The 25,693-nt window shown below is 51.3% G+C and carries 19 protein-coding genes and 2 tRNA genes; 4 read left to right on the plus strand and 17 right to left on the minus strand.

Annotated elements, in window-relative coordinates; translation table 11 throughout:
- The 7 genes from AC1BI1_RS11730 to AC1BI1_RS11760 form a co-directional block, all read right to left on the minus strand.
- On the minus strand, nt 1–822 hold the full coding sequence (locus AC1BI1_RS11730) for a hypothetical protein (protein ID WP_476717486.1): 822 nt from the start codon (nt 820–822) through the stop codon (nt 1–3).
- Between the two features lie 218 nt (nt 823–1,040).
- Complete coding sequence (locus tag AC1BI1_RS11735) at nt 1,041–3,827, minus strand: helicase C-terminal domain-containing protein (protein ID WP_476717487.1); 2,787 nt, start codon at nt 3,825–3,827, stop codon at nt 1,041–1,043.
- A 76-nt stretch (nt 3,828–3,903) separates the two neighbouring features.
- On the minus strand, nt 3,904–4,917 hold the full coding sequence (gene thiL / locus AC1BI1_RS11740) for a thiamine-phosphate kinase (protein WP_476717488.1): 1,014 nt from the start codon (nt 4,915–4,917) through the stop codon (nt 3,904–3,906).
- Nucleotides 4,918–4,997: 80 nt separating this feature from the next.
- Nucleotides 4,998–5,273, minus strand: a complete 276-nt coding sequence (locus tag AC1BI1_RS11745) for a tetratricopeptide repeat protein (RefSeq protein ID WP_476717489.1) — start codon at nt 5,271–5,273, stop codon at nt 4,998–5,000.
- Nucleotides 5,274–5,342: 69 nt separating this feature from the next.
- Nucleotides 5,343–6,218 (minus strand): quinate 5-dehydrogenase, encoded by an 876-nt coding sequence (locus AC1BI1_RS11750; RefSeq protein WP_476717490.1) that lies wholly within the window; start codon nt 6,216–6,218, stop codon nt 5,343–5,345.
- Between the two features lie 10 nt (nt 6,219–6,228).
- Nucleotides 6,229–6,843, minus strand: coding sequence for a DUF3786 domain-containing protein (locus AC1BI1_RS11755; RefSeq protein WP_476717491.1), 615 nt, complete (start codon nt 6,841–6,843; stop codon nt 6,229–6,231).
- Between the two features lie 68 nt (nt 6,844–6,911).
- Nucleotides 6,912–7,037 carry a hypothetical protein gene (locus AC1BI1_RS11760; protein WP_476717492.1) on the minus strand — a complete coding sequence of 42 codons (126 nt, stop codon included), beginning with the start codon at nt 7,035–7,037 and terminating at the stop codon, nt 6,912–6,914.
- A gap of 120 nt (nt 7,038–7,157) precedes the next feature.
- Here AC1BI1_RS11760 and AC1BI1_RS11765 point away from each other — a divergent pair.
- Nucleotides 7,158–7,234: transfer RNA gene (locus AC1BI1_RS11765), tRNA-Arg, on the plus strand.
- Between the two features lie 9 nt (nt 7,235–7,243).
- Nucleotides 7,244–7,319, plus strand: a tRNA-Lys gene (locus tag AC1BI1_RS11770).
- Between the two features lie 270 nt (nt 7,320–7,589).
- On the opposite strand, the gene AC1BI1_RS11775 is transcribed toward AC1BI1_RS11770, so the two are convergent.
- Nucleotides 7,590–9,332, minus strand: coding sequence for a putative bifunctional diguanylate cyclase/phosphodiesterase (locus AC1BI1_RS11775; RefSeq protein WP_476717493.1), 1,743 nt, complete (start codon nt 9,330–9,332; stop codon nt 7,590–7,592).
- Nucleotides 9,333–9,698: 366 nt separating this feature from the next.
- Between AC1BI1_RS11775 and dinB the strand changes: the two genes are divergently transcribed.
- Nucleotides 9,699–10,856 (plus strand): DNA polymerase IV, encoded by a 1,158-nt coding sequence (gene dinB / locus AC1BI1_RS11780; RefSeq protein ID WP_476717494.1) that lies wholly within the window; start codon nt 9,699–9,701, stop codon nt 10,854–10,856.
- Nucleotides 10,857–10,866: 10 nt separating this feature from the next.
- Nucleotides 10,867–12,885 (plus strand): DEAD/DEAH box helicase, encoded by a 2,019-nt coding sequence (locus tag AC1BI1_RS11785; protein WP_476717495.1) that lies wholly within the window; start codon nt 10,867–10,869, stop codon nt 12,883–12,885.
- A gap of 52 nt (nt 12,886–12,937) precedes the next feature.
- Here the strand turns inward: AC1BI1_RS11785 and nrfD are convergent, their stop codons facing one another.
- The 9 genes from nrfD to pduL form a co-directional block, all read right to left on the minus strand.
- Complete coding sequence (gene nrfD, locus AC1BI1_RS11790; protein WP_476717496.1) at nt 12,938–14,275, minus strand: NrfD/PsrC family molybdoenzyme membrane anchor subunit; 1,338 nt, start codon at nt 14,273–14,275, stop codon at nt 12,938–12,940.
- Between the two features lie 12 nt (nt 14,276–14,287).
- Nucleotides 14,288–14,974: a 4Fe-4S dicluster domain-containing protein gene (locus tag AC1BI1_RS11795; RefSeq protein ID WP_476717497.1), complete on the minus strand. Its 687-nt coding sequence runs from the start codon at nt 14,972–14,974 to the stop codon at nt 14,288–14,290.
- On the minus strand, nt 14,971–17,535 hold the full coding sequence (locus tag AC1BI1_RS11800; RefSeq protein WP_476717498.1) for a molybdopterin-dependent oxidoreductase: 2,565 nt from the start codon (nt 17,533–17,535) through the stop codon (nt 14,971–14,973). Before AC1BI1_RS11800 ends, AC1BI1_RS11795 begins: the two co-directional genes overlap by 4 nt.
- 249 nt (nt 17,536–17,784) lie before the next feature.
- On the minus strand, nt 17,785–19,986 hold the full coding sequence (locus AC1BI1_RS11805) for a molybdopterin oxidoreductase family protein (protein ID WP_476717499.1): 2,202 nt from the start codon (nt 19,984–19,986) through the stop codon (nt 17,785–17,787).
- 22 nt (nt 19,987–20,008) lie between these two features.
- On the minus strand, nt 20,009–21,694 hold the full coding sequence (locus tag AC1BI1_RS11810) for a sigma-54 interaction domain-containing protein (protein ID WP_476717500.1): 1,686 nt from the start codon (nt 21,692–21,694) through the stop codon (nt 20,009–20,011).
- A gap of 63 nt (nt 21,695–21,757) precedes the next feature.
- A complete protein-coding gene (locus tag AC1BI1_RS11815) occupies nt 21,758–22,567 on the minus strand; it encodes an IclR family transcriptional regulator (protein ID WP_476717501.1) in 810 nt (269 codons plus the stop codon).
- Nucleotides 22,568–22,583: 16 nt separating this feature from the next.
- On the minus strand, nt 22,584–24,167 hold the full coding sequence (locus tag AC1BI1_RS11820; RefSeq protein ID WP_476717502.1) for an FMN-binding glutamate synthase family protein: 1,584 nt from the start codon (nt 24,165–24,167) through the stop codon (nt 22,584–22,586).
- Between the two features lie 161 nt (nt 24,168–24,328).
- On the minus strand, nt 24,329–24,526 hold the full coding sequence (locus AC1BI1_RS11825) for a hypothetical protein (RefSeq protein WP_476717503.1): 198 nt from the start codon (nt 24,524–24,526) through the stop codon (nt 24,329–24,331).
- Nucleotides 24,527–24,681: 155 nt separating this feature from the next.
- The gene (pduL, locus tag AC1BI1_RS11830) at nt 24,682–25,302 is read right to left on the minus strand and encodes a phosphate propanoyltransferase (protein WP_476717505.1); all 621 of its coding nucleotides are present in this window, start codon (nt 25,300–25,302) and stop codon (nt 24,682–24,684) included.
- Between the last annotated feature and the right edge of the window lie 391 nt (nt 25,303–25,693).

The raw sequence follows: 25,693 nt of genomic DNA on the forward strand, positions 1-25,693 counted from the left end.
TTATTTCTTTATTTCCCAGTGGCCTGCGATGTGGGTAATTAGCCACCGGGGACCTACCTTTTTTAGGCTTAGGGTTACTGGAGTTTCGAAGGTATCGGGGCTCAAAGGACGCCAGATGACGTCTCCTTTCACCCAGGCCTTGTCCCCGGAGGTAGCAAAATCATTAACATAAAAGACGACATAGACGCCGGAGGTGGTGCTCCGGCGGTCTTTTTTCAGAGCAGTAATAATACCTGCCGCGGTGAGGCGCTTCCAGTAATCGGGATCCACCAGGGACGGCAGCCGGCTCCAGTTGGCCTGCTGGATGGCGTTGTAGAATTCATTGGCCGTCTGGAGGGGGGAGTTGCTTTCTATAGCCGTAATTTTCCAGGTTTGACCGCTTTTGACCAGGTGGATGGTTTCTTCCGCGGAGATAAGGCCCCGCCTGGGGGACTCCCATTCGGCTTTGCCCCGCGCCCAGGCCCGGCCTGCGGCTTCATCTACGTTTTGTTCGGAGACCAGGAAAAGCACAAAGCGCAAGTTGGGCTCTAAGTTTTTCCTGGCCTGCCATTCTTCCCAAAAGCCTTCTTGCTTAAGCCGGGTCCATAGCTCGGGAGTGACCAGTTCGCTAACTTTCTGGCTGTCTCCTTCTTCTATGGCCTTGTAGAAAAAATAGATAACATCAAAGGGAGAAGGAGAAGACGCAGTAATAGAGGACATGGCCGGCCTGGCCGGTATCAATAGGTCTGATTCTCCCCGGCTTCCCGTAAATCCCCAGAAATAGCTGACAATTAACCCGAGGAGGAAACCTAAGCCAATATATCTTAACTTTATGGGTCGCAAAACCCTTCACCCCTTTCTATTTAATTCTAAGGGTGAAGGGAAGGGATTATGCTAAAAAAAGAGGGGCTTTCCCCTCATTCCTGGTGGAGTATTTTTTTTAGTAAACGCTTCAGAAAACCCGGCAGGGGTATAAAATAGACGCGCACTCTTTTGTCACCTCGCTCTAAGCTTGATCCGGGACCTCACTATATACTATTAACAGCCTTGGGGGAAAGTGATTAAAAATTAAACCAGGAGGCCAGGTGCCTGATTATTTCTGCTACTGTTCCCTGTTGAAAGTTTGTAGGGGGCAAGGATTTGAGAAAATAGACACCATATTGCTGGGAAGCGAGGCGACGGTCTAAGACTACTACTGCTCCCCGATCGGAAGAGCGGCGGATTAGGCGGCCAAATCCCTGGCGAAAGCGGATTATGGCCAGCGGGAGGCTAAGACTAGTGAAGGGGTCCACACCCTTGGCTGCCAGGTTTTCCAGGCGGGCGGCGAGCACCGGTATATTGGGCGCCGGAAAGGGCAAGCGGGGAATAATTACGCAGCGCAAAAGATCCCCGGGCAGGTCGATGCCCTCCCAGAAGCTGCTGGCTCCTAGAAGAATGGCCTGGGGACAGCGGCAGAATTCCTCCAAAAGCTGAGAACGATTGCCGTCCACTCCCTGCCCCAGGACTATAAAGGGAGAACCGGCTAAAGCCTGGTTTAAAGCTTCGTAGACGGCCCGCAGGAAGCGGTGAGAATTGCAGAGGACCAGGGTACGCCCCCCTGCTACTCGGGAGATTTCGGATATGGGCAGGGCCGTAGCCCGGGCATACTCTTCATCGCTTAACCTGCCCGGATTGGGCAGGTCGGTGGTAGCGCAGATCAAGGCCTGGTCCTGATAATTGAAAGGAGAATCTAATGAACAGGTATGTATTCGCTCCAGGGGCAGGAGACTTAGGCCCGTGCGCTGGCAATAGAAGTCAAAGCTTTCGTTGACCCGTAAAGTAGCCGAAGTTAAGATAATGCTTTTTTTCGGTCGGAAGAGCATTTCTTGTAACAGGGGTCCTATCTCTATGGGGGCGCTGTAGAGGGTAAGATAACCGTTATTGCTTTTTTCTACCCAGGATACATTCTGGCCTTCTTCCCCGTCGAGAAGAAGGTTTAGATTTTGCCAGTGAGTTTTTAAGGCACCGGCCAATCTTTCGGCTTCCCGGGCTTTTTCCATAGCCCCGGCTTGATCCAGCAGAAGAGCTAATTTTTCCAGGTCCCACCACAGCCGGTTCCAGGCCTCTTCCAGAAAACCGGCAGCGGTCAGGACGCCTTCCCACAGAGGAAGTTCCTTAACCCGCTCGGTAAGGCGCAGGCTGGGTTCCAGAGGACTAGCCTTGGCTCCTTCCCACAAGGAATGGAGGGAGCTAAAGAAGGCCTCGGTTGCCTCCCGGGCCAGGGCCGTGGCGCTGAGGCTTTTTTCTAGTTGGGTTAATAGTTTTTGCTGTAATTCACCCGGCCATTTAGCGACCTGGGCTAGAAGCCTGGGAAGATATCCGTTTTGCCTGTTCCCTCCATCCAAGTGACGGAAAAAGGCATTCAAGCTGGTTTGGCTAAAGGAAGTGGCCAGGTGGTCGGTGGCAGTTTCTTCTAAATGATGGGCTTCATCGATAATTACATAGGGAAAAGGCGGTAGGACCTGGTTATCCAAGCGCAGGTCGCTCAGGAGCAGGGAATGGTTTAAGATTAAAATATCGGCCTCTTCCGCCCGGCGCCTGGCGGCTGTCACGAAGCAGGATCCGGCCATGAAGGGGCAATGGAGGCCTAAACAGGTCTCATTGTCGGAGGAGAGGAGATTTTTCCATCCCTCTTCTTCCGGCGCTATTTTGATTTCGCTCCAATCGCCAGTACGGGTTAAATCCAGCCAGCGCCAGATTCGCATGAGAAAAAGTTTTTCCGTTTTTCCTCCGGCAGACAGAGTATCCTCTAATTCGCGCAACCGCCGCCGGCAAAGGTAATTGTTCCGGCCCTTTACCAGAGCGGCCTTAAAGCGAAGGGGCAATATCTTTTGGAGGAGAGGTATATCCTTGGACCATAGTTGCTCTTGCAAATTGATGGTATGGGTAGCAACGGCTACCCGGCAACGGTTATGGCGCGCCCAGTAGATAGCCGGGATAAGGTAAGCCAGGGATTTGCCGGTTCCGGTACCGGCTTCCACTAGGGCGTGTTTGCCCTCGGCGAAAGCTTGGGCAACGGTGCGGAGCACTTTCTCCTGTTCCGGCCTGTATTCAAAGCCAGGCAGATTGGCGGCGAGCAATCCGCCAGGAGCCAGGAAAGACGCCAGCATATCGGGAGAAAAAGGCGGAGGAGGGCTGTCCTCCTCTGCTGGGGCAAAAAGCCCCTCCAGAGCGGTAGCGGCTTCTTCCCTTAAGGGGTAGTATTGGTTCTGGGCGTTTTCGGCGGTTGTAAACCAGGTGGATAAGTGTGAGGGCGCCAGATATAAAAGGCGGCGCAAAAGGGAGGAGCCTAGTTTTAAAGTCTCCTTCCAGAGAATCTCCAGTAAGGCGGCGGTAGCTGTAGCATCGGCCAGGGCGCGATGGCGGGTAGTGAGGTTTAGTTTAAAGTGGTCGGCCAAAAAGCCCAGTTTATGGGAAGGTAAGCAGGGGAACAGGATGCGGCTAAGCTCCAGGGTATCGAGGGTCGGCCCGGGCCAGGGGTAGCCCAAGGCTTGTTCCAAAAAGGCCAGATCAAAAGCGCTGTTATGGGCTACTAAAGTGGCTCCTTTGGCCAGAGACAAAAAACGGGGTAAGACTTCTTCTAAAGGGGGCGCGGTGGCTACCATGTCATCGTTAATACCTGTTAAGCGCTGAATAGGAGGTGGAACGGGAATACCGGGATTAACCAGGGTGCTGAATTCCTCGACTAAGTGCCCTTCTTCAAAACGCAGCGCAGCGACCTCCAGGATACGGTCCTGGGAGGGATTAAGACCGGTGGTTTCCAGGTCCACCACCACATAACTGTGGGATAGCATGTTCAGTCCCGCCATTCCTCTTGCTCCTGTGCCTAGACAGACGGACTAGCCGCCTGCCCTATTTTTCTTCGTAGACCCGGTTCCTCTGCTCTTATGGGCCGGATACGAAGTGATTGTAGCCCCCACGGGGAAGGGGAGTTTTTTGGCCTTGATGTATTAAGCTTAAGCCCTCTTCAGCCGGAACTACTTCCCCTATTACTGTGACCGGAGTACCGCAACGGCTCATTACCTCTTGGCATATGTCCTCGACGGCTTCTGGCCGGCAGGTCCAGAGAAGCTCAAAATCTTCACCGCCGAAAAGGGCGTAATCCAGCGGGTCTTTAGCATAGATAGCCGCTACTTCCCGTACGGCAGGTGAGATAGGTATTTTTTCTGCGTATAAAATAGCCCCAACCCCTGAGGCCTTGGTCACCTCCCTTATTTCGCTGGCCAAACCATCGCTTATATCATCGGCGGAAGTCACGCCACCTGTGGTTACCGCCACCCGCGCTTCGTGTACGCGGGGTGTGGGCTGGAAGTGGCGTTTCCTTAAAGCAGCAGCCGCGTCTGCAGGAACGGGACGAGGGTCTAGGAGGAGATCTAAGCCGGCGGCCGAGCCTCCCAGATCACCGGTAACCAGGATTACATCGCCCGGCCGGGCAGTGGAGCGGTAAAGGACGCGCTCTGCCTCCACTTTGCCCAGAATGGCGATGTTGATTACTAAGGCCTTGGGGGAAGAGACAGTATCTCCCCCTATGATATTTACGCCGTACTCCCGGCAGCATTCTTTGATACCGCGGTAAAGTTCATCTACGAATTCCACTTCCTGGTGGGGATACAGGCCTAAAGAGATTAAAATCTCTTCCGGAAGGCCTCCCATAGCAGCGATATCGCTTATGTTTACTGCTGCTGCCTTATATCCTAGCTCAAAGGGAGTAGCGGTATCCAGGGTGAAATGGATACCCTCTACCAGCATGTCGGTGGAGGCCAGGAGGAGGTAGCCCGCTGGGGATAGGAGGACGGCAGCATCGTCGCCGATGCCTTTAACTACCCTCTCCGGCCTGATTAAGCAACCTTCTTTAATGCGATCTATAAGTCCGAATTCGCCCAGTTGTGCCAGATGCAAGGGAAAACCCTTCCTTTTCTTAACTTCCCTTCTTATATTGCCATAAGAAAAAGGCCGGTGCAAGTTCTCCCAATTCCGGCCTAAGATACTTTCTCTGGCATAAGCTGTTGAAGATGGGCTAACAGATCCTTTAAACGTTGCTGGATAAAAGTATCTGTTGGATCCAGTTGGTAGGCGGACCAGTAATAACTTATGGCCTGGGCCAGGCGCCCATGATATTCGTGGATTACGCCCAAAGCCAGCTGGGCTTCCAGGTCTTTAGGGTTTCGGCGGGCTCGCCCCAGGTATTCTAAAAACTTAGATTCATCTTCCAGCCAACTTTGCTCGAAAAAGGCTTCCCCTATTTTAACTTTCATGCTTTCTCCTCCCTCCGCCACTGTTTACATTTTATGGAGGAGGGGGGCAAAAAAATGCCTCTTATCAATTCAATTTAGTTTAACCAGGCAAGGCTCCCAGCGCAGGGCTCTGGCCAGTTCCCTATAAGCGACCTTTTCGCGCCTGGCTCCCAAGGCTACCAGTATAGCCTCCAGGGTATTGGCGGAGGGAGAAACTTCCCCCCACAGGGGGGAGAGGCTCACCAAGTAGCTCGCCCCTCGTTGTTGCAATAGTTTACGGTCTTCCACCGTAGTGCCGCCCGTAATTATGATTTTGCCCTTCAAAGTCGAGGGAAGATACCTGCGAATGAAATGCCAGTTCCCGGCAATTATATGGGCTTGCCGGAATAGGAAAGCCAACCCCCTGCTGATCTTCTCCTGGCGAGGGCCTAAAGGGTAGAGGTAACTAAGAGGAATATGCGCCAGAAACGGCAAAGTAAAATGCGCCACCGGGACAAAAAGACTTAAGGGTAAAGCCACAGGCAATTTTAAACCAAAAGCCGCATCGCCTGCCAATACTTTACAACCGGCCTGCACCAGGGCTTGAGCCAGCCAGTAGCGATCCAGGACTGAAACCACCAGGGCTGTTTTACCGGCCAAACTTATTTCCCGCTCCAGCAAGGCGTTCACAGCTAAAGGCTCAATAGCTTCCTTCCAGCCCGAGCCATCTACCAAGGGTGTATTTTTAACCTTGGAAGCTAAATATTGCCCTGCAGGGCAGGGCATTTGACGTTTGCCCAGGTGGTAGGAAAAATTGACTCCACCCACGCCCAGGGCTGTGACTTTCCCGTCCAGGGAGGCCAGAAGATGGCCCGCCTTTACTATGCTGCCGTTACAACCGATTCGCTCGACGGTTAAAGTGCTACCGGGCAGGGATAGCTTGTACTGATAGTCTCGCCGGGGCGTACCCAGACTGACGCTTACCACACGGAGCATGTTACTTGGAAGCGACATTTTTTAATTGGCGTACCAGGTATTCGGACAGCACCGCATAATCTTCTGTCGCCAGGTGTTCTGCTGCCGAACCATCGAAAAGAATGGTACCATTAGGCGGCATTTCCTCATCCCCCGCCCATAGGGCTATGCGCACCGGGACCAGAGGAAAGGGATACAGAGTGATACCGGCCTCGCCCACACTGGCTATCTCCCCGCCAAGGGTTAAGCCGGCCTGTAAAAACTTGTCCAGATTGGGTCCGAAGGCTTTAATCAAAGGCACAACTGCCCTTCCGTAAAAGGGCTGCTGGTAAAGAGTGCCTCCGGGCAACTCTTTAAAAGAGATCCATCTCCCTTGCAAAGATGTACCGGGACTGGTAAGATAATGCAGGAGCAGAACTTGGAAACGAGGATCTACCCCTTGTCCCCCTTCCTCATAAACGTGGCCGGAAGGATATTTTATCCGGTAAATCCTTCTTAAAGAGGGGCAATGGAGTTCCTGTAGCTGCTCCTGCCAGGCCACTTTTTTACCCCTGGCTATCTCCCAGGGAGAAAGGGCTTGCAGTTCTTTTCTGGCCAATTCCAGGGTAACATTTAGGTTGTAAGGCAATTTATCCATGGTAAACCTGCTTTCCTTACAAGAGTTTAAAAAGAAAAAGCCAGCGCGGTTGGCTGGCCGGTACTTTCTTACGCCAGAGGAACTGTAATACAGTTCTTCTCCTTTTCTTCCTCCAGGAATATTTCCAGCTCTTCTTCTTTCAGGATACGGTAGTCTACCTCTTCCCCTTCAATCCAAGTGAGCAGATATTCCACCGCCCTCGCCCCCTGTACTCTGTATACATTATTCTTAGGTATAGAATACCATTCCGGCCTGATTATTTCAAGCTTGACTTTAAGAAATTCTTTGGCTATAATCTTTATTGCATTGAATGAGCGCCCGTAGCTCAGGTGGACAGAGTAACGGAATCCGAGTCCGGAGGTCGCAGGTTCGAATCCTGCCGGGCGCGCCATGAAGCCATGCGCCAGTAGCTCAGCTGGTAGAGCAGCTGACTCTTAATCAGCGGGTCGTGGGTTCAAATCCTACCTGGCGCACCAACAAAATCAAGGGTTTGCGGGTTTGGTAGGAAGTTCCAGAAGGCCAATTTACTATTACCATACTACTACCCGCAAAAAAACGCTGGGGCTAGTTCCCCGGCGGTTCTTTTAATCTAGGTGGATTGTATAATTCAGTTTATCCCTCCTTTGCCTGGGAGGGATTTTTCTTTATGCCCAGTATCCTGTCTAGCCTGGCAGCCGCCAGGCGCTTTAAATCTATCCCTACATGGGAGTAGGTGTCCAGGCAGACCTTTGGTTAGGAAGTGTCATTTAGCACCCTCTTCCCCGAGTGTCCTTGACCCAGGCAAGTAGCTCCTCCGCTGCCATTGGAGGACAGAATAAAAACCCCTGCACCAGGTCACACCCCTGCTCTTTTAACCACTGGAGCTGTTCCAAAGTCTCCACACCTTCAGCTACGGTGTACCGCTCAAGGCTTTTGGCCAAGGCCATTATGCCCAAAACTATGGAAGTATCGTATCGATTAGAAGGGACACCCTTTATAAAGGAATGGTCAATTTTAATGGTATGTACCGGAAAGCTACGCAAGTAACGTAGGGTTCCGTAACCGCTCCCAAAATCATCTATGACTAGCCTAACTCCCATAGCTTCCAGTTCGTTAAAAATCCTTTCTACCGTCTCCGTATTATATATAGCCGTAGTCTCTGTGATTTCTAAATCTAGAAGCCTGGGGTCAAAATCTGTACTAATGAGTATCTTTTTCAAGGTTGCTACAAAGCCCTTCTCATTTAGCTGACGGCCGGACACATTAACGGCCAAACGGACCGGCCCTAACCCCTTTTCCCGCAACTTCTGCACTTCGGTACAGGCGGAGCGCAAAACATACTCGCCTAGCGGTACAATAAGGTCTGTTTCTTCTGCTATAGGGATAAAATCACCCGGCAGGAGGAGCCCACGGGTGGGATGGTTCCAGCGGATGAGGGCTTCCAGTCCTCGCATCTCTCCTTCCCGCAAGCTGAAATAAGGCTGGTAATATACTACCAGTTCTCCACTGGTGATGGCCTTACATAGGTCCTGCTCTAGAGCCATTCGTGCCCTCAAGGCTGAGTGATCTTCAAGGCTAAAAAATGCGAGCCGGTTTTTGCCTTCCATTTTAGCCCGTTTGGAAGCTAAATGGGCTGCATGTAGAAGCTCATCCGGCGTGGCTCCATCTTTGGGATAAAAAGCCACACCTACAGAACCTGTGATGATGAAATTTTGACCCTTCACCCGCACAGGTTGACGCAGACGTTGCAATATCCTTTCTCCCCAAAAAACGGCCAGTTCCTCCCGTTCTAAAGGAACTAGTAAGACGAACTCGTCTCCACCTATCCTTAAGGCTGTACCGTGCTCCTGTGCGAGTTCACTTATCCTCCTACCCAATACCTGTAAAACCCTGTCTCCTACAAGAAATCCTAAGAGAGCATTTATATCATCCAGCCGGTCGAGGTCAATGTAGAACAGGGCTAATCGGAGGCCTCGCCGGATAGCTAAATTTATGGTAGCTTCAAACATACTATAAAATTGGAGCCGGTTGCCCAGACCAGTCAGGGCATCGTGGTGGGCTACCTGGGCTACTGTCTGAGGATTTGTTTCTTTATGAGCTAGGCTGGTACATAAGGCTAAGTAGTGAATAGGTTTCCCTTCCTGGTCCCTTATAGCGGTGACGGTTACCCAGCGAGGTATAAGCTCTCCATTCTTATGTCTTAACCACAGCTTCCCCTCCCATAGTTCGTGGTTTACTAAATAGCGCCGCAGGCGACGGCAAAAATTCTCCTGGCCTTCTCTAGCAACCCTCAAGAAAAAAGGACGTCTCCCGATTACCTCCTCCGGGCTGTACCCTGTTATGCTAGTAAATGCTCGGTTGACCCACTGAATGATAACATTTCTGTCGGTCACTGGCACTCCTTCTGTGGTGGTTTCCAACACCCTTTTAGCTATAGCTATACCCACAGGCCCTGCGATGTTCTCTGCTTTCAGCGGAAGAATTAGTTCATGATCCCAGCTGTTCCCCATAGCTCTACGTTCCCCCAATGTCTTAGCGACCTAGAGTACTGCGTCTTTTTACATTTTTCGATATTCAGGTTATTTTTTCCTGCAAAGCCGGAGCTCTTTTCATTCCTTAGAATAAGGTTATTGCCGATATCAGTTTTGACGTCATTGATAAATTCATTGTCTGCATCCTTGACTATATCGCTCTTGCGGTCCTCGTAAAATTATCATACATTGGTGGTAGAAGGAGCCAAATCAGCAGGTTATTTGACCAGAGCCCAGTGGTCATTGTGGTCCCCCTCACAACGCAGAGCGGTATTTGGGCCAGGGAAAACCGGATTTACGTGGAAACCGGTGTTTCTTCCCGGCAAACTTAGGAGTTAGTGGCAAATGAGCGATATCCTTCTCTGTGATCTGGACGCCTTTTTCGCTTCGGTTGAGCAGCGAGACCACCCGGAGTACCGCGGGAAGCCCGTTATAGTGGGCGGCAATCCTGCAGCCCGCGGTGTGGTTTCCGCTTGTTCCTACGAGGCCAGGAAATACGGCGTTCGCTCGGCCATGCCCATGAAGAAAGCCCTAAGATTATGTCCCCAGGCCATCGTCCTGCCGGTCGACAGGCGGCGCTACCAACAGGTGTCTGATCAGGTCTTTGCCATATTCGAGCGTTTCACCCCGGATATTGAGAAAGTTTCCATAGATGAAGCCTACCTGGCGGTTCCTACGGGAGAAGGCATAAAAATAGCCCGGGCCATCCGGAGCGCTGTCAGAAAAGAGCTGGATTTATCTTTGAGCGTGGGAGTTTCCAGCAATAAACTCCTGGCCAAAATGGCCTGCGAACTGGCCAAGCCGGATGGTTTAAGGGCGATATGGCCAGAAGAGGTACCTGAAGTCATATGGCCTTTGCCTGTGGGGAAACTTTTTGGGGTGGGCCCCAAGACAGAACAAGTGCTGGGTAGCATGGGAATTTATACCATTGGCGACCTGGCCGGTAAGAGGGAAGTTGAAATAATAGAACGGCTGGGTTCTACCGGCCTGGAACTTCTTCTTTTTGCCAGGGGCATAGATTATCGCAGGCTGGAAATAGTGCAGGAAGCCAAAAGCCTGGGGAGAGAAATTACCTTTGAGAAGGATAAGTGGGATCCTGAGGAAGTAGCTGCTGCTCTGGCCCTTTTATGTGGCGAGGTCGGCTACCGGCTGCGCAGCCACCATCTTAAATGCCGGACCGTGACCCTTAAGATCAGGAGAGGTGATTTTACTACTTATAACCGTTCGCGAACCCTCCCGTTCGAGACTGATTTAGACAGCGATCTTTACCGGACAGCTAAGGAGCTCTTTGAAAAAAGCGGGGTAAAGCCTCCCTGGCGTTTAATAGGAGTTCAAGTCGGTTGTCTTTCACGGGGGGACATTGAGCAACTTTCGCTAGAGCCGGAGAATGTGAAGAAAAAAGAAGAGAATCTCTTAAGGGCAGTAGACGGCTTACGCCGGAAATACGGGAAAAGTGTGGTGCAACGAGCGGTTATTTTAGGGGTAGCACCGGATAAAGATTGAGGTGGTTCGGTTGAACTGCTCCCTGGCCGAGGCCCTCTGGAGCGCCTTTGAGCAATACCGCGGGTACAGCAACGCTCAATACTGCGAAAAGCGGCTACTAGAGGAGGAGAATGAACGCTTTTACCAGGGGCAATTTTTTCAAAAAGTTTTTCCGCCCACACAAAACATCTTGCGCCACATAAGAGAAGCCCGTTTTTTAAGGCCGCCCCAAGTGGATGCTTTGGAGCTTTACGTTTACCTTAAAGAGATCGAGGGCAACCCTACCATTAAGGAGCTTTACCAAAGGTTTCTGTCGCCGCAAAGGCCGGAAACCTCAAGAATATGGGATAGCCTCGACAGGGAACTTCAGGGACTGGCCTATCCCAACTGGCTTTTTGCCCTGGGCATGGGCATGGGCAAGACCATCCTAATGGCCACCATGATCTTTTATAACTTCATCCTGGCCCAACATTACCCTCAAGACAAGCGCTTTGCCCGGAACGCCCTGGTTTTTGCTCCAGATACTACCATTGTCCATTCCCTGCGCGAGATTCAGGAGTTTGATTACACGAAGGTTTTCCCGCGAGAATATGTCCTTTTCTTAAGCAGCAATCTTAAGTTCCATTATTTGACTAGTCCGGAAGCGGAGTTAAATGTGCTTCCTGGCTCCTCCTATAACATAATCGTCTCCAATGTCCAAAAAATAGTTTTGCGCAAGAACCAAGAAAAGAGTTATTCTTTATATCCCAAAATTAAAGATCTGGAGGGCGAGTGGCAGGTCAATAAACGGCTGCGGCAGATAGAAAAGCTGGAGGGCCTGGCCATCTTTGTGGATGAGGCCCATCACGCCTTCGGTCGTTCCCTGATCGGCGACCTCAAAAGGGTACGGCAAACCATCAACAGGCTTAATCGCCAATCTCCCCTGGCTGGGTGTGTCAATCTGACAGGTACACCCTATGTGAAGGGCCAGATATTGCCGGAAGTAGTTTTTTCTTATTCTGTCAAACAGGCTATTGAGGAAGGCTATTTGAAGCAGGTGAAGTTTATTGATTACGTTAACACCAAAACAGAAGATTTTGTCCGGGATGTGGTGGAACGTTTCTGGAAAGAATACGGCGAAGAGCGACGGGAAGGTCTCCTGCCCAAAATAGCCTTCTATTGCACTACCATTGCGGAACTGGAAGAGGAGTTCCGCCCTCTGCTGGAAAAAGCCCTGGCCGAAAAAGGACTTCCCCTAAAGAAAATTCTGGTAAACCACAGCAGAGTGGGTGAAGAAAATTTACGCCTTTTTCGCCTGTTGGATACTCCTGAAGCTGAGAGCCAGTTTATTTTGCTGGTAGGCAAGGGTACTGAAGGGTGGAACTGCCGCAGCCTCTTTGCTACGGCCATGTACCGCCAGCCCAGAAGCAAGGTGTTCCTCCTTCAATCCGCTTTAAGGTGCCTGCGAGCTATAGGAGACATGCCCCAGACAGCCAGCATTTTTCTTTCAACAGAAAACCGCCGTTTATTGGAAAAGGAGCTTAAGAAGAATCTAGGCCTTAATAGCTTTGAACTGGAAAGGTGCAAAAACCGCAACCGTCCCCCTGCCCCATTATCTTTTGCTCCCGCTACCCGGGGCGCGGCATCCATCCTCCTAGTGCGGCTGCGGCCAGGGTCAGAAGGGCGGCAGATGGAAGATGCTTCGCCTTCTAAACCAATAACTGGCGGGGGAAGCCCAGAAAGGCTCGAATTGGCCTTGGACAGGTATTACCAGGAGCACCGGGAAGATTTTTTGGCGCAAGTGCGTGAAGGGGACCTGGAAGCAGGCACCGGGGTTTTCCGGGTGAAATTCCAAGAAGGTAAGGTCCTGGAGCGTCGCCAAAAAAGGTATACCCTTTATACCCTAGTGGAAGAAGTGAGCCGCTTCACCCATTTGCCTTGCCTTAAGGTGGAGGAGCTTTTACTCCACAGCGACCTGGGTATCGACGGCTGCGTGGCGTGGGTGAACCGGGAAAACCGGCTAATCGAAGTGATAATCCGCCGGGTACTAGAGCACTGTAAAAGAATTTAGTAGGTCAGGCCACCTGGGGAGGTAGGGCCTGACCTATGGGTCTCCTACGCTTCTATGCCCGCCCAGTAGTACCTGCGCCAAGTTGGCCTTTAGGGCCGGAAGCGGTTGCCGGGTCAAAGCGGTACTGGGCTGTGGCGGCCAAGGATGTATCCTGGGGTAGAAAGCTACCTAAGCGCAACATAAGAGTAATGGCTAACAGGACCAGGCTAAAGGGCAAAAGGCCAACAGCAAATTCGACGGGTGAAGGTACGTAGGACCAAAAAGACACGAATATGGGCCACCCGTTCTTAAATTCTCCTAGGGCTACAGGATAATTCCAGCCCTCTACGTCTATTCCGGGCAGAGTAAGGTGTAAAGGGAAAACGTTGTAAGCAGCAGGCATAAGTAAAAACCGGTTGGCAAAGATACCGATGAAGAGCAAAAGGCTGCCCAGCAACAGGGAGTTAGGCGAGTTCTTACCTTTTTCGCTAAAGAAGTAGATCATGGTGAAGGCCGGCAGCGCCAATTCTAGCAGGTAGATCCAACCATAGCGGCTCAAGATAAGGGAGAGGGGCTCTAATTCTTCAGGCATCCCCCACCACCAGCGCACCAGCAGCTCATTGAGGGTAAAGAAGAAGTGAAGGACTAAAGCGCCGGCTATAATATGGGCCAGGCTCTTAAAGGCCTTTTGGTGTTGAGCAAACTTTTCTTTCCCTACCAAAAGGAGCGAAACTACCAGGACGAGGGCCGCGCCGGAAGCCACTGCTTTGGCAATGAAATCCGGGGCCAGCAGGGCCGAACTCCACCAGTTGCGGGAGGCCTGGGTGGCAAAAATCCACGCTGTAACCGTATGGATTAAAATGGCCACCGGGAGCCCTCCCAGGGCTATCCTCTTGGACCATTTCCGGGAAATCTCTTCTACCTGGTCTACAGAAAGTTTTCTCGTCCAGCCGTTTAAAAATCCACGTCCTTCCTTTTTCCAATCGGGCAAAAGCTGGACGTAAACACTTAAGAAGGTGAGAATGAGGTACGTGGTAACCACGATTAAATCCCAGATCAGAGGAGAGCGGAAGTTGGGATGTAAGATCATGTGGTAGATGCGGTCCACCCGGCCGAGATCGGGCAGAATCACTGCCCCTGCCCCTAAAATGCTGGCGAAGGCCGTAAGAGAAGCGATTTTGGTGAAGGGCTTAAGATGTTCTATATTCAAGAGATAAACCGAGGAGGAGACGATCAGCCCCCCGGCAGCTATTCCCACAAAGAAAGCAAAGGTAGCAATATAGAGTCCCCAGCTAAAGGGGTTGCGCATGTTGGTTACAATGAGGCCCTTAGCGAGCTGGTACCCCCAGGCGGATAGGCTTACCAGCAAGAGCAATATGGCTAAAGCCAAAGCAACATTCCCTTTCCTCATACTTCTTCCCTCCTACTTTCGTGGCCTCGTGGGAGGAAGGTAAAAAATTTTGGGCGAGGTGCCCAGTTCCTCACGCAACCGCACGGTTTGCTGTGTACGTACCAGGTTGCTTATTTCCGAGCCGGGATCCTCCAGGTCGCCGAAGGTCCGCGCCCTTGCAGGGCAGGCCTGGACACAGATAGGCTCTTCCCCCTTGTCGATGTACTGAATACATAGAGTGCATTTTTCTACAATACCTTGGGGGCGGTTGGGTGTGTACACCAAACGGCCCTCTTTATCGCGATGCTCTAAGGGATAGCCATAATTATATCCTCTGGCATACCCAACTCTTTCTTTGGCCTTTTTAGGGTCCTCCCAGTTAAACTGGCGCACTCCATAAGGACAGGCCGCCATACAGTAACGACAGCCGATACACCGGTTATAGTCGACCAGCACTACACCCCGTTCGTCGGTATAAGTAGCACCTACCGGGCATACCTTTACACAGGGTGCATTATCACAAAACTGGCAGGAAACGGGTAAAAAGTACATCTGCACTTGACCGTCTTTACCGGCAGGAATCTGGTGCTGGCTGCTTCCCGGAGTGAAAACTCGGTTCCACCAGGTGCCCGGCGGCTGGGAATTATGCGCTTTGCATACCACCATACAGGTGCGGCAGCCAATACAACGGTCCAGGTCGATGACCATTCCTAGTTTCATAATCTCCCACCTACCTTTCGTACGTCGCAGAGGGCCTCGTTCCAGGCCGTATTGGGAGCCCATATTCCAGGAACAAAGTAGACTTCATGGGTGGGCTTGATAAAGGGATAGGTCAAGGAGTTATAGGAATCCCCGGCGAGGTAACGGCTCCACCAACCTTGCTCAAAGATAACTACTTTCCTACCCATACCCGGGTCCAGTACCGCGTAACCCCTCACCTTACCGCGGTCGTTGTAAGCCTCCACCAAATCTCCCTCTTTAATCCCTTTGGCTGCCGCGTCCTCGGGGTGCAGGAATATTTTCGGCCTGTTATCCTCCAGCTCGTTCATCCAGAGATTATTGGAGAAGTTGGAGTGAATCCGGTAAAGGGAATTACGGGTAATGTAGACGAACTGGTACTTATCTTTCACCGCAGGATTCAACGCATACTCGCTGTCTATAAAGGGCGGTTTATGCACCGGCAAGACCTCGCCTAGTTCCCTAAAGGTGTCTTCTTCCTTGTAAAATTCGATCCTCCCGCTTTTGACAAATTTGGCCGTGGCTTCCAAAGGGGCTGGGCGGCTTAAGGGCGGGAAGGGCTTTTTAAATTGCACTTGTTCGTAAAAGGGGATTTGGCGATAGCCAGGAACTTCAGACTTAAGGCGTACCGGCCCCTTTTTGAGCTGTTCCAGGGTGATCCCGGCCACGGGGGGCCCACCGGTTTGAAGGAGCAGCTCGATCACCTTTTCGGCCGCTGCCTTTTCATCCAGTCCGGGGAAAAAGTGTTTCTCAAACTCGGGGTCCAACCGCTTGGCAATCTCCCGGGCAATCCAGAGCTCGGATTTCGATTCGTAAAGGGGCTCGATGGCCGGCTGTTGCAACTGCATGTAGGGGTGCAAAGGCGTGGTGGTAAGTTCGATCTTTTCATACCAGGTAGCTACCGGGAATACCACATCGCTGTAGCGGCAACTGGTGGTCATCTGATTGTCCAGGGCCACAATAAATTCCAAATCTCCCTTTTGGGCCATTTGACGTAAACGGTCGGCCATATTGTGCTGGTCGAAGGGATTCCCCCAGCCGAAGATAAAGGCTTTAACTCCGTTGGCAGGCCACTTGGCCTTCATGCCCGGCGTGGGGCCATGAAGGATATACAGCCAGGGAAGCCATTTGGCTGGTTTAGGGAACCACCAGGCTTTCACATCAAACCTTATCTTGTATTGGCCGGCGTAAGTGGATAGGCCCGCTCCAGGTTTGCCTATGTTGCCGGTGAGCACGGGAATGAGAGCCAGAGCCCTGCCCTTTAAATCGCCGTGATACCACTGGTAGTTGCTGGCACCGTAAATTACATGTAGGGGCGAAGTGGTGGCCATCTCGCGGGCCAGGCGGACAACGGTAGACCCCTTCACACCGGTCTCCTGTTCTACGTAGGCCGGTGTATAGGTGCTCAAGTGTTCTTTCAGCAACTGAAATACCGGCTTGGCCTTGACCTTTTGCCCGCTCTTTAATTCCACTTCTACTTCGCCTTCTATAATTACATCCATGGGAAGTTCCAGCTTTTCCGGGTGTACGGCTATAGGCTGGCCGTTGTAGGCCACGAAGGCCTCGCGGTAGGGCGGTAGTCCCTGCGGCTTGGCGAGCCCTTTGACTTCCTCGGCTTTAAGGCGCGTCTTGGTGTCCAAGCGCACCAGAAGGGGCATGTCGGTAAAGGTTTTGATGAATTTCTCGTCATACAACTTTTCTTCTATTATGACCTTGGCCATGCCTAAGGCCAGAGCTGCGTCGCTGCTGGGCTTAAGCTGGACCCACTCGTCCGCTTTGGCGGCCGTGGGAGAATAGTTGGGATCAAATACTACCAGTTTTGCCCCCTTGTTTCTGGCCTTAATCAACAGGTCAGAATCCACGAGCCTGGTGACCATGAGATTGGAGCCAAAAACAGCAATGTAGCGGGAATTGACCCATTCCAGGGGCTCCAATTCCTCTGACTGTACCCCAAAAGTCTGGGGCCAGAACATGGGCAGGTCACCATTCTTGTCGTAGGGGTGATTAAGGCTCCAGCCCGCCAGCGTAGCAAGGGCAATCCAGGCCCCCTTTTGCACATGGCCGGTTCCCCCTACCTGGAAGCTAAAGCATATGGATTCCGGACCGTATTTAGCAGCGAGTTCCTTCAAGCGGCGGGCAGTATAATCCAGGGCTTCCTCCCAGGAGACTTCTCTGAATTCTCCTTTGCCCCGTTCCCCTGTCCTGATCAACGGCTTTTTTAAGCGGTCGGGTCCATAAATAATATTGGTGTAACTCAGTCCTCTCAGACAGCCGCGGGGCCCGTACTCGGGTTCGGGGTAATCATTGGTCGGAAACAAAGCCTTAATTTGTCCATCTACTACCATGGCTTTAATACCGCAAGAAGCGGTGCAGTTGGGTGAACATACCGAGCGCACATATTTAATTTGTTTCTGGGGTGCAGTTTCGGCTCCGGCTTTTGCTATAAAATATCTGGTGGTCCCCGTGGATCCCACCAGCGCGGCGGCCACGGCCGAAGCCTTTAAAAACTGCCGGCGGCTGACCTTAAATTTTCCTTTTTCCAAGATTAATCACCTCCACTTTTCTAATCCTATGAAATTCCCTTTACCTTTTTAGGCCGATTGTACTTATTACGCTCGTACACCACCGCCTTCGCAGTTGGCTTGTGAATTGGTACTCATATTTCCCAGTTATATTTAACAAGCAAAATCCGTGCCAGCCATAAAAAGAGCCCCGGACCTAACGAATCCGGGGCTTGGCTATAATCTGGTCTGGGCCACAGCCTCTAAAATTCTAGAAAGCTCTCTAAAATTTTAGAGATCTATCTTCTCTATCCGGCAAGCTGAGACTTTAGTAAGGGGCTGGCGAGAGCAGGGATCCAGCAGGCGGGCCGTCAAATGGTTGGCGGCCTGGGGATATTGCCTTTCTCCGGGGTCCAGGTCCCCAAAATGAAAAGGTAAAAAGATTTCTCCCGGCGCTACTACTTCCGTGAGGTGGGCGCGCACTTTAACCCATCCTTGAGGAGAAACTACTTTAACCCATTCGCCCTCAGCAACGCCCAGAGCAGCGGCATCTTGGGGATTTATTTCCACGAAAGCATGGGGAACCAGAGTGTTTAGTTCAGGAATGCGTTTGGTTTTGGTACGGGTATGGTAGTGTTCTATAACCCGTCCCGTGTTAAGCCAGAAAGGATAATCCCCGTTTGTTAAACCAACCGAGGGTGTCCAAGGTACAGCCCACAGACGAGCGCGGCCTGGCGATTCGTTGAATTCGCCGTAGGCCTGGGAAACTTCGGGGGCTGTCGGGAAGGTGGCGTCAGCGTACAGGCGCGGAGTACCTTGGCGGGTGACGTCGGGACAGGGCCACTGGATCCCGCCCTGGGTTTCGAGAAGTTCGTAAGTGATCCCTGTCATATCGTCAGGCCGGTTCCGGGTCAGTTCTTTAAGCTCGGTAAAAACTTCCTCGGGATGCTGCCAGGGGAAGAGTTCTCCCGCTCCCAGGCGGCGGGCGATCTGGCAAATAATGGTCAGATCATCCTGGGCCTGTCCCGGGGGATCAACTGCCTTCTGAACCAGGTTTACCCGGCGTTCGGAATTGGTAATGGTACCGGTCTTTTCTCCCCACTGGGCGGCCGGGAAAAAGATGTCGGCAAAAGCTGCCGTCTCCATGGGATAAAAAATGTCCTGGACTACAAGATAAACGCGCTTGAGCTGCTCACGCACATATTCCTGATGGGCTAGAGAGACGGCAGGATTGGTGCCGATTACCCAAAGCACTTGGAGTTGCCCGGAAGCAATGAGTTCCAGCATGGTATTGATATCATTGGTAAAGGTTGGTAGCACTTTCTCTTCAATACCCCAGTAGCGAGCCACTTCCTCCCGGTGCCGGGGATTCTGGGGATTGCGCAAACCCGGCAGGCAACCGGCACCTCCTATTTCTCGCATGCTAAGGGCTGAGGCCTGACCGGTCAGAGAAAAGGGCGCACATCCAGGTCGGCCTATTTTACCGGTTATTAAATGTAAAGAATTGATCAGAGTAACGGTATCCACCGGCTGTACGCTTTGATTAACACCTTGACAGAAAATCGTAACCGCTGTGCCGGCCAGGCCAAAAATATGAGCTGCTTCTATGATTTGAGCGGCGGGGACGCCGGTGAGTTCTTCTGCTACCTCCGGGGAGAACTGCCTGGCTGATGCGGAAAGAGCATCAAAACCGGCCGTGGCCCTCTCGATAAAGGCTCTATCAATTAAGCCTTCTCTAATGAGGACATGGATAATAGCGTAGAGTAAGGGTACATTGGTACCGCAGCGCAACCGGAGGTGCAGGTCGGCTATGCTGGCAGGTAAGGTGTAGCGTGGGTCGGCCACAATTATTTTGCACTGGTTACGTTGGCGGTTGCGGATAATCCGCTGCCATAATTGGGGATGCATTTCGGCCGGGTTAGCGCCAAAAATAAAGATTACTTGGGCAATATCCAAGTCCTCGTAACAGCCCGGCGGAGCATCTATGCCGAAAGACTTAATGTAACCGGAAACGGTAGAAGCCATACACAGGCGGGTGTTAGCATCTATATTGGGAGTGCCCCAGACTCCCTTAGCTAGCTTGTGGAGGGCATAATATTCCTCTAAAGTTAACTGGCCGCCATGGTAGATACCGATAGCTTCCGGTCCGCCTTTATCCAAAGCTTCGCGTAACTTGGCTACAAAGGCCTCCTGGGCCCTTTCCCAGGTGGTTGCTTTTAACTCACCATTTTCCCGCATGAGGGGTTGAGTGGCCCTTTCCGGGTGTTCCAAAGTTTTCCACTCATAAGTGCCTTTTAAGCACAGGTGACCGCGGTTTACGGGTGAGGTGGGGTTGGGCCTCACGGCCACTGCCCGGCCGTCCTTTACTCCCAAATAGAGTCCACAGCCGGTGCCGCAGTAGCCGCAAGTGGTGTAGACCCAGCGGTCCACCGGTGCTTCCTTGTTATTGAGCAATAGATTTTCCAGACTGCGGCGTAACTCTAGTGTGGACATGCCTCTTACCTCGCCCCGTATATTATTCCAGGTTATATTTTTTAATCTTCTGGTAAAGCCCGGAAGGATGGATCCCCAGCAAGCGGGCAGCTTCCTGTTTGTTACCCCCGGCAGCCAGTAGAGCTTTCTTTATGGCCTCTTGTTCAGCTTGGGCCACAGCTTCCTTTAATTGCAGCCCTCCCTGGTGGTCACCCCGATAGACATAGGGAGGGAGATGGTGCAGTTTAATTGTTTTTTCACCGGGTTCCAGGAAATTAAAAGCATGCTCCAGAACATTTTCCAACTCGCGCACATTGCCCGGCCAAGAGTAACGTTGGAACAATTCTTGTACCTCCTCGCTGATACCCTCTATATCCAGGCCATATCTGCTGTTAAACTTTTGCAGGAGCATTTGGCATAAAGGCACTATGTCCATGGGCCGTTCCCGCAGAGGTGGGATCTGGAGGGTTATTACTGCCAGGCGATAGTAAAGATCTAGGCGGAACTTACCTTCTCTTACCAGAGAGGGCAGATCTTTATTCGTCGCGGCGATAATGCGGACGTCTACTTTAATGGTTCTTCTCCCCCCTACCCGCTCAAAGGAGCGTTCCTGGAGGGCGCGCAAGAGTTTGGGCTGCATGCTTAAGGGCAAATCGCCGATTTCATCCAGAAAGATGGTTCCCCCATCCGCCAGTTCAAATTTCCCCGGTTTGCCACCCCTGGCAGCTCCTGTAAAAGCTCCCTCATCGTAGCCGAAGAGTTCGGCTTCCAACAAGTTTTCCGGAATGGCAGCACAATTGATCTTTATTAAAGGTTCCTGCCTTCTGCGGCTCGCCTGGTGAATGGCGCGGGCGAACAATTCCTTACCCGTGCCGCTCTCACCCAATAATAAAACATTGGCCTCCCCTCGTGCTACCCTAGCTGCCCGTTCTTTTAACTCCTTGATCTGAGGGCTTACCCCTTGAATGGCTTCAAAGGGCGAAAGATTTTGCTGTAAGATTTTCAGCTCATTTTTGTATAGAGTAAGCTTATTTTCTAACACTTGGAACCGGTGATAAAAATCTCTAATGCTTTCTTCGGCCAGGGCTTGTGCGGAGATAACCCTGCCAACTCCCCCCAGAATTTGGCCGCTGTTTTTCTTGAGGGGGATTTCCGCCAGGAGCAGCTTTTGTCCCCCGAATTCTAACTCCGGATTTAAGTAGGGGCAGCCGGAAACTATAACCTCGGGCAATCGGGTAAAGGGAATGACCTCCAGAACCGGCAGGCCTGCCAGTGGCTTTTCTTCCAGACCAAGTAAAGAGCGGTAATATCTATTGAGAAAGACTATTTTCCCCTGTTTATCCACCACTACCAGGCATAAAGGTAGTTCGGCGAGCAAGGCCTCATAAAGCTCGATAAGGTTTTGCAAAGAGAACAATTCCGAGCATTCACTTGAAGGGGGACCCCCCTGCTCTAGAACGATTAATGCTCCCGCCTTGTTTTCTTCAGGAAGAGGGAAATAGTTAACGCGAAAGGTGTGATTTAATCCCTGATAGGTAGTGCCTACAAGGGGTTGGCCGGTGGTAAACACTTCAGCCAGGCGGGTTTCGGGAAAAATTTCAGTCAATCTTCTTCCCCGCACTTCCTGTTGGGGTAGCCCCAGGATAGAGATGGCCTGAGAATTGATGCCGGTTATCACTCCTGCCCTATCCACCCAGATCAAGCCATGCTGCAGGGATTCGCTGGACACCAATAGTACTCACCGCCTTAATGGTGCCTGTTAAAACTAATTATAATACAAAAAGCCCGGCAGTTATAGCCGGGCTTCGCTGGATCCTAAAGCTTGAGAGATGGAGACGGCGGCTGTTCGAACGGCCTCTACCAGTTTCCCTTGTAGTAAATCATCTGTTATTCGGCTGCTGGGACCCGAGACACTGAGGGCTGCCACTACGCGTTGTTCATGGTTTTTTATAGGAGCGGCCACACAGCGTACTCCCTCTTCCAGTTCGCCCCTGTCAAGGGCAAAGCCCTGTTCTCGTATTTTCTCCAGTTCCTGTTTTAACTGTTCCACATCGGTAATGGTAGCTGCCGTATAACGTTTCAATGGTGTGTTAGTCAGAACCCTTTCCAGCTGGGAAGGAGTGAGGGCTGCCAGCAACACTTTACCTGCTCCGGTACAATAAGCAGGGCCTCTGGTGCCCGGACGGGCTAACATCTTGATCATATTTTTAGATTCTACCTGGTCTATATAAACAACTTCCGCACCGTCTAAAACAGCCAGATTGGCCGTCTCATTGAATTCCTCCACCAGCTGCCGCAGGTACGGACGGGCTATAGCCCTGATGTCCAGGGAATACAAAGCCCGGTTGCCGATTTCGAATAATTTTAGGCCTAGACGGTATCTGCCCTGGTAAGGCTCCTGTTCTACAAAGCCTCTCCTGGCCAGGGTGTTGAGCAAGCGGTGGACAGTGCTGATATGCAAACCCAGTTCTGCACTTAAGGTGGAAAGCATTACCGGACCTTCAGCGCGGGCCAAAGCCTCCAGGATGGATAAGGCCCGATCCACTGCTTGGACACCCTGCCCTTTTGGATTATTTTTTTCCCGTCCCTTACCCTGCGGCACCATCACTTCTCCTTTTTTATGACTCTAAAATGCGTTCTGCTTCTTCTGCATCCAGATCCATTACATAGGGGATGCCGCTGATTTGAGCCGCCTCCGGCGTGAGGGCTACCAAATCATCGCGGGTGATGTACTTCAAGGCAAATTTACGGGCTCCACACATGAGCTGCTGTAAGCCAACGCCGATGCGATCGAAGAAGCTATAAACTCCGATGGCTGCGGGTGGAATTTCAGCAAAGGCCTCGCCATATTTTGCTTTTAACTGGGCAGCAGCTACGAAAATTTGCTCTACTGTTGTACCATACTTGTTGGCAATTTCCGCTGGAACCTTACCGTTCTTAATAGCCTCACCCAGAGTTTTACCCACCATGGCAGCAGCTAAAGGAGCCCTGGCCATGCCTACGGCTTTAATGTAGGGCGCACCCAAGGCCAGACCCTTGAATACCTGGTCTTCCAGGACAAAGCCCCCGGCTATAGCTACACTGGGGATAAAAGCGCCTCGCTCGGCAAGTTTTTGTAGATATTTGTAGAGCAGGCATTCCAGATAAACGGTGGGAATACCCCATTCGTTCATCATCCGCCACGGGCTCATCCCCGTGCCTCCGCCGGCCCCATCTACTGTTAGGAGATCTATTTTCGCTTCCGAGGCAAACTTTACCGCTCTAGCCAGGTCGGCCGGGCGGTAAGCTCCGGTCTTCAAAAACACGTATTTGGCGCCGTGCCGCCGCAACTCCTCCACCCGCGCCAGGAAGGATTCCCGTTCCACCATACCTATACGGGAATGCCGCTCAAATTCCTTAAAGGCCCCTTGCCGGAAGGCCTCCTGCACTACCGTGTCTTCCGGATCAGGATGGACGATGTACCCCCGTTGTTTGAGCTGCAAGGCGCGCTCCAGCGAAGGTAATTTGACTTCTCCACCGATATCTTTAGCGCCTTGTCCCCATTTCAATTCTACTGCTTCTACTCCCAGCTTATCAATAGCATATTCTAGCACACCTAATCTAGTATCTTCAACATTGCTCTGCACGACGATGGCGCCATAACCGTTATACCATTTCTGGAAAAGCTTAACCCGGCGTTCCATGTCCGGGGACCGCACTACCCGGCCGCCAGAAAATTCCGCATCTGGGTCCATACCGCACACATTTTCACCAATGGTAAGAATAACACCGCTGATGGCCGCGCCTATGGCCAGACCGTCCCAGTTTTGTTTGGCCACTTGAGTGGAACCTAAGCCAGGAATGACCAAGGGTAGCTTCAGTTTGATCTGGTTGTCGACGCCGACCGCGCTTTCAATATTAACGGCGGGGAAAATAGCCTTATCGCTGTCCGCCTCAATTCCGTGGGCCCCTACGGCCGTACCCATGATATTAAAATGGGAAAGATCAACGGGGTAATCCTTTTCCGCTGCTGCTGTTATGGGCCCAAAGGGCTGCGGGTAGATTACCTCTCGACCGCGGTAGGCCGACTTACCTATTTCACAGAGACCTGGGCACCCTTCCTGGCACGTAGCGCACATGCCGCTAAAGGGGCATACGCTACCCGGCGTGCGGTTCCTGGTAAGGGTAGCAGCACTAGCATTAATACCCTTGCTGAAACTCACTTCTGTTCCCCCTTGACATAGATTTAGTGTTCTTCCCTATAAATTTAGGAAGAACCTTGACTTAACCCCCAAAATTTATTCTAAATGGCCCTAAATTAGCTGTCAACGAAATTTGTTTTTACATCATGAAAACATAAGGGCAAAAAAAATGACCCTAAAATTTATCTCTCGGGTTTTAAATCGCACTGTATTAAACCTTCATAGCATTCATCACAAAGGAATTGACCGCAAACCGGGCAGATACGCATGTCTGGTGGATTTACGTCCAGGCAATCATAACAATAAGCCGTATCACAATGCCGGCAAATAACGCCTTCTACCTTTTTAGCCTTACAACGGTCACAAACGGGTATTTCCATATCTTCCCTCTCCCTTTAACTGCTTTGATTAACGTCTTGGTCTTAAAAAAATAATTCGTCCTGCAGTATAGAAGTTCCTCCTATCCAAGTTCCTCTTAATACCAAACAAATAAAAAAACTCCCTTGCGGGAGTTGTTACGGGCTCTTAACAAAGGTTACCCTGTTAGCCCCAGGGCCATGGGCTTCACAATTTCTTCTGCAATCACCTGTACCTTGGCATTATTAGTCAAGAGACAGGCATTGGCTTCATCCGTATCTATGTGGAATTCCAACCGGAAATTAGGGTGGACGCGTACCAGCACATTTTGGAAAATTAGTCCTCGTTCGCCGTCTACTAGTACGCTAACCTTATCCTTATTTTTAAATCCGTACCTCTTGGCTTCCTCTGTGGGCATGTGAATATGCCGCAGAGCTACAATAACACCACGTTCCAAAACTAACACTCCAGCCGGCCCCACCAGGACACACCCCGGAGTACCTTCCAGATCGCCCGAATCCCTTAGCGGGGGATTCAATCCCAATTTGAAGGAATCAGTGCGGGATATCTCTACCTGGCTATAAGCACGAAGAGGACCAATGATTCGTACGTTTTCCAGTACTCCCTTAGGACCTACAACTGTCAGTGTTTCGCGCGCGGCAAATTCCCCTGGTTGAACGAGATCCCTTAACTTAGTTAGCCCGGCTTCGGGACCAAAGAGGAGCTTAAAATGTTCTGGCGTAAGATGCACATGCCGCCCTGAAACACCAACAGGAACTTCCAAAATACTTTTATACATATACATGATGGGCCCTCCTCCCCCTTCTCCATTCGGCCCATAAAAACTACCATTCGGAGCTAGTTCTATACCGTTCACCCTAATTATATTACCATCCGGCATGTGAGGCAAGGGGGAAGGGCTATGTTGAGAATTTTAAGTTATTAGTTTCACATTTTAATACATTTGATAAGGCACGTTTTACAACTACCGTTACAAGGTTGATATGAATAAAGAAGAGCATGGCAGCGAGGACAACGCCACAGTTCTTTATTAGCAACTGGATATCCACAGCGAGGGCACCTATAATCACCTTGTTGCATGGTTGGCTCCTCCTAGAAGTGATGTGATAAACCCCTTAAATCAAGGCTAATTGCAGTCGAAAACACGAGATAAATAATAGGTGATGTTT

This window comes from Thermanaeromonas sp. DSM 22490 (assembly GCF_056378755.1).

Coding starts and splice junctions, on each gene's coding strand:
- AC1BI1_RS11735 (WP_476717487.1), bottom strand. CDS start 3,827: ATGGCGGGACTGAACATGCTATCCCACAGTTATGTGGTGGTGGACCTG.
- pduL (WP_476717505.1), bottom strand. CDS start 25,302: ATGTATAAAAGTATTTTGGAAGTTCCTGTTGGTGTTTCAGGGCGGCAT.
- AC1BI1_RS11755 (WP_476717491.1), bottom strand. CDS start 6,843: ATGGATAAATTGCCTTACAACCTAAATGTTACCCTGGAATTGGCCAGA.
- AC1BI1_RS11805 (WP_476717499.1), bottom strand. CDS start 19,986: ATGTCCACACTAGAGTTACGCCGCAGTCTGGAAAATCTATTGCTCAAT.
- AC1BI1_RS11795 (WP_476717497.1), bottom strand. CDS start 14,974: ATGAAACTAGGAATGGTCATCGACCTGGACCGTTGTATTGGCTGCCGC.
- nrfD (WP_476717496.1), bottom strand. CDS start 14,275: ATGAGGAAAGGGAATGTTGCTTTGGCTTTAGCCATATTGCTCTTGCTG.
- AC1BI1_RS11825 (WP_476717503.1), bottom strand. CDS start 24,526: ATGGAAATACCCGTTTGTGACCGTTGTAAGGCTAAAAAGGTAGAAGGC.
- AC1BI1_RS11745 (WP_476717489.1), bottom strand. CDS start 5,273: ATGAAAGTTAAAATAGGGGAAGCCTTTTTCGAGCAAAGTTGGCTGGAA.
- AC1BI1_RS11775 (WP_476717493.1), bottom strand. CDS start 9,332: ATGGGGAACAGCTGGGATCATGAACTAATTCTTCCGCTGAAAGCAGAG.
- dinB (WP_476717494.1), top strand. CDS start 9,699: ATGAGCGATATCCTTCTCTGTGATCTGGACGCCTTTTTCGCTTCGGTT.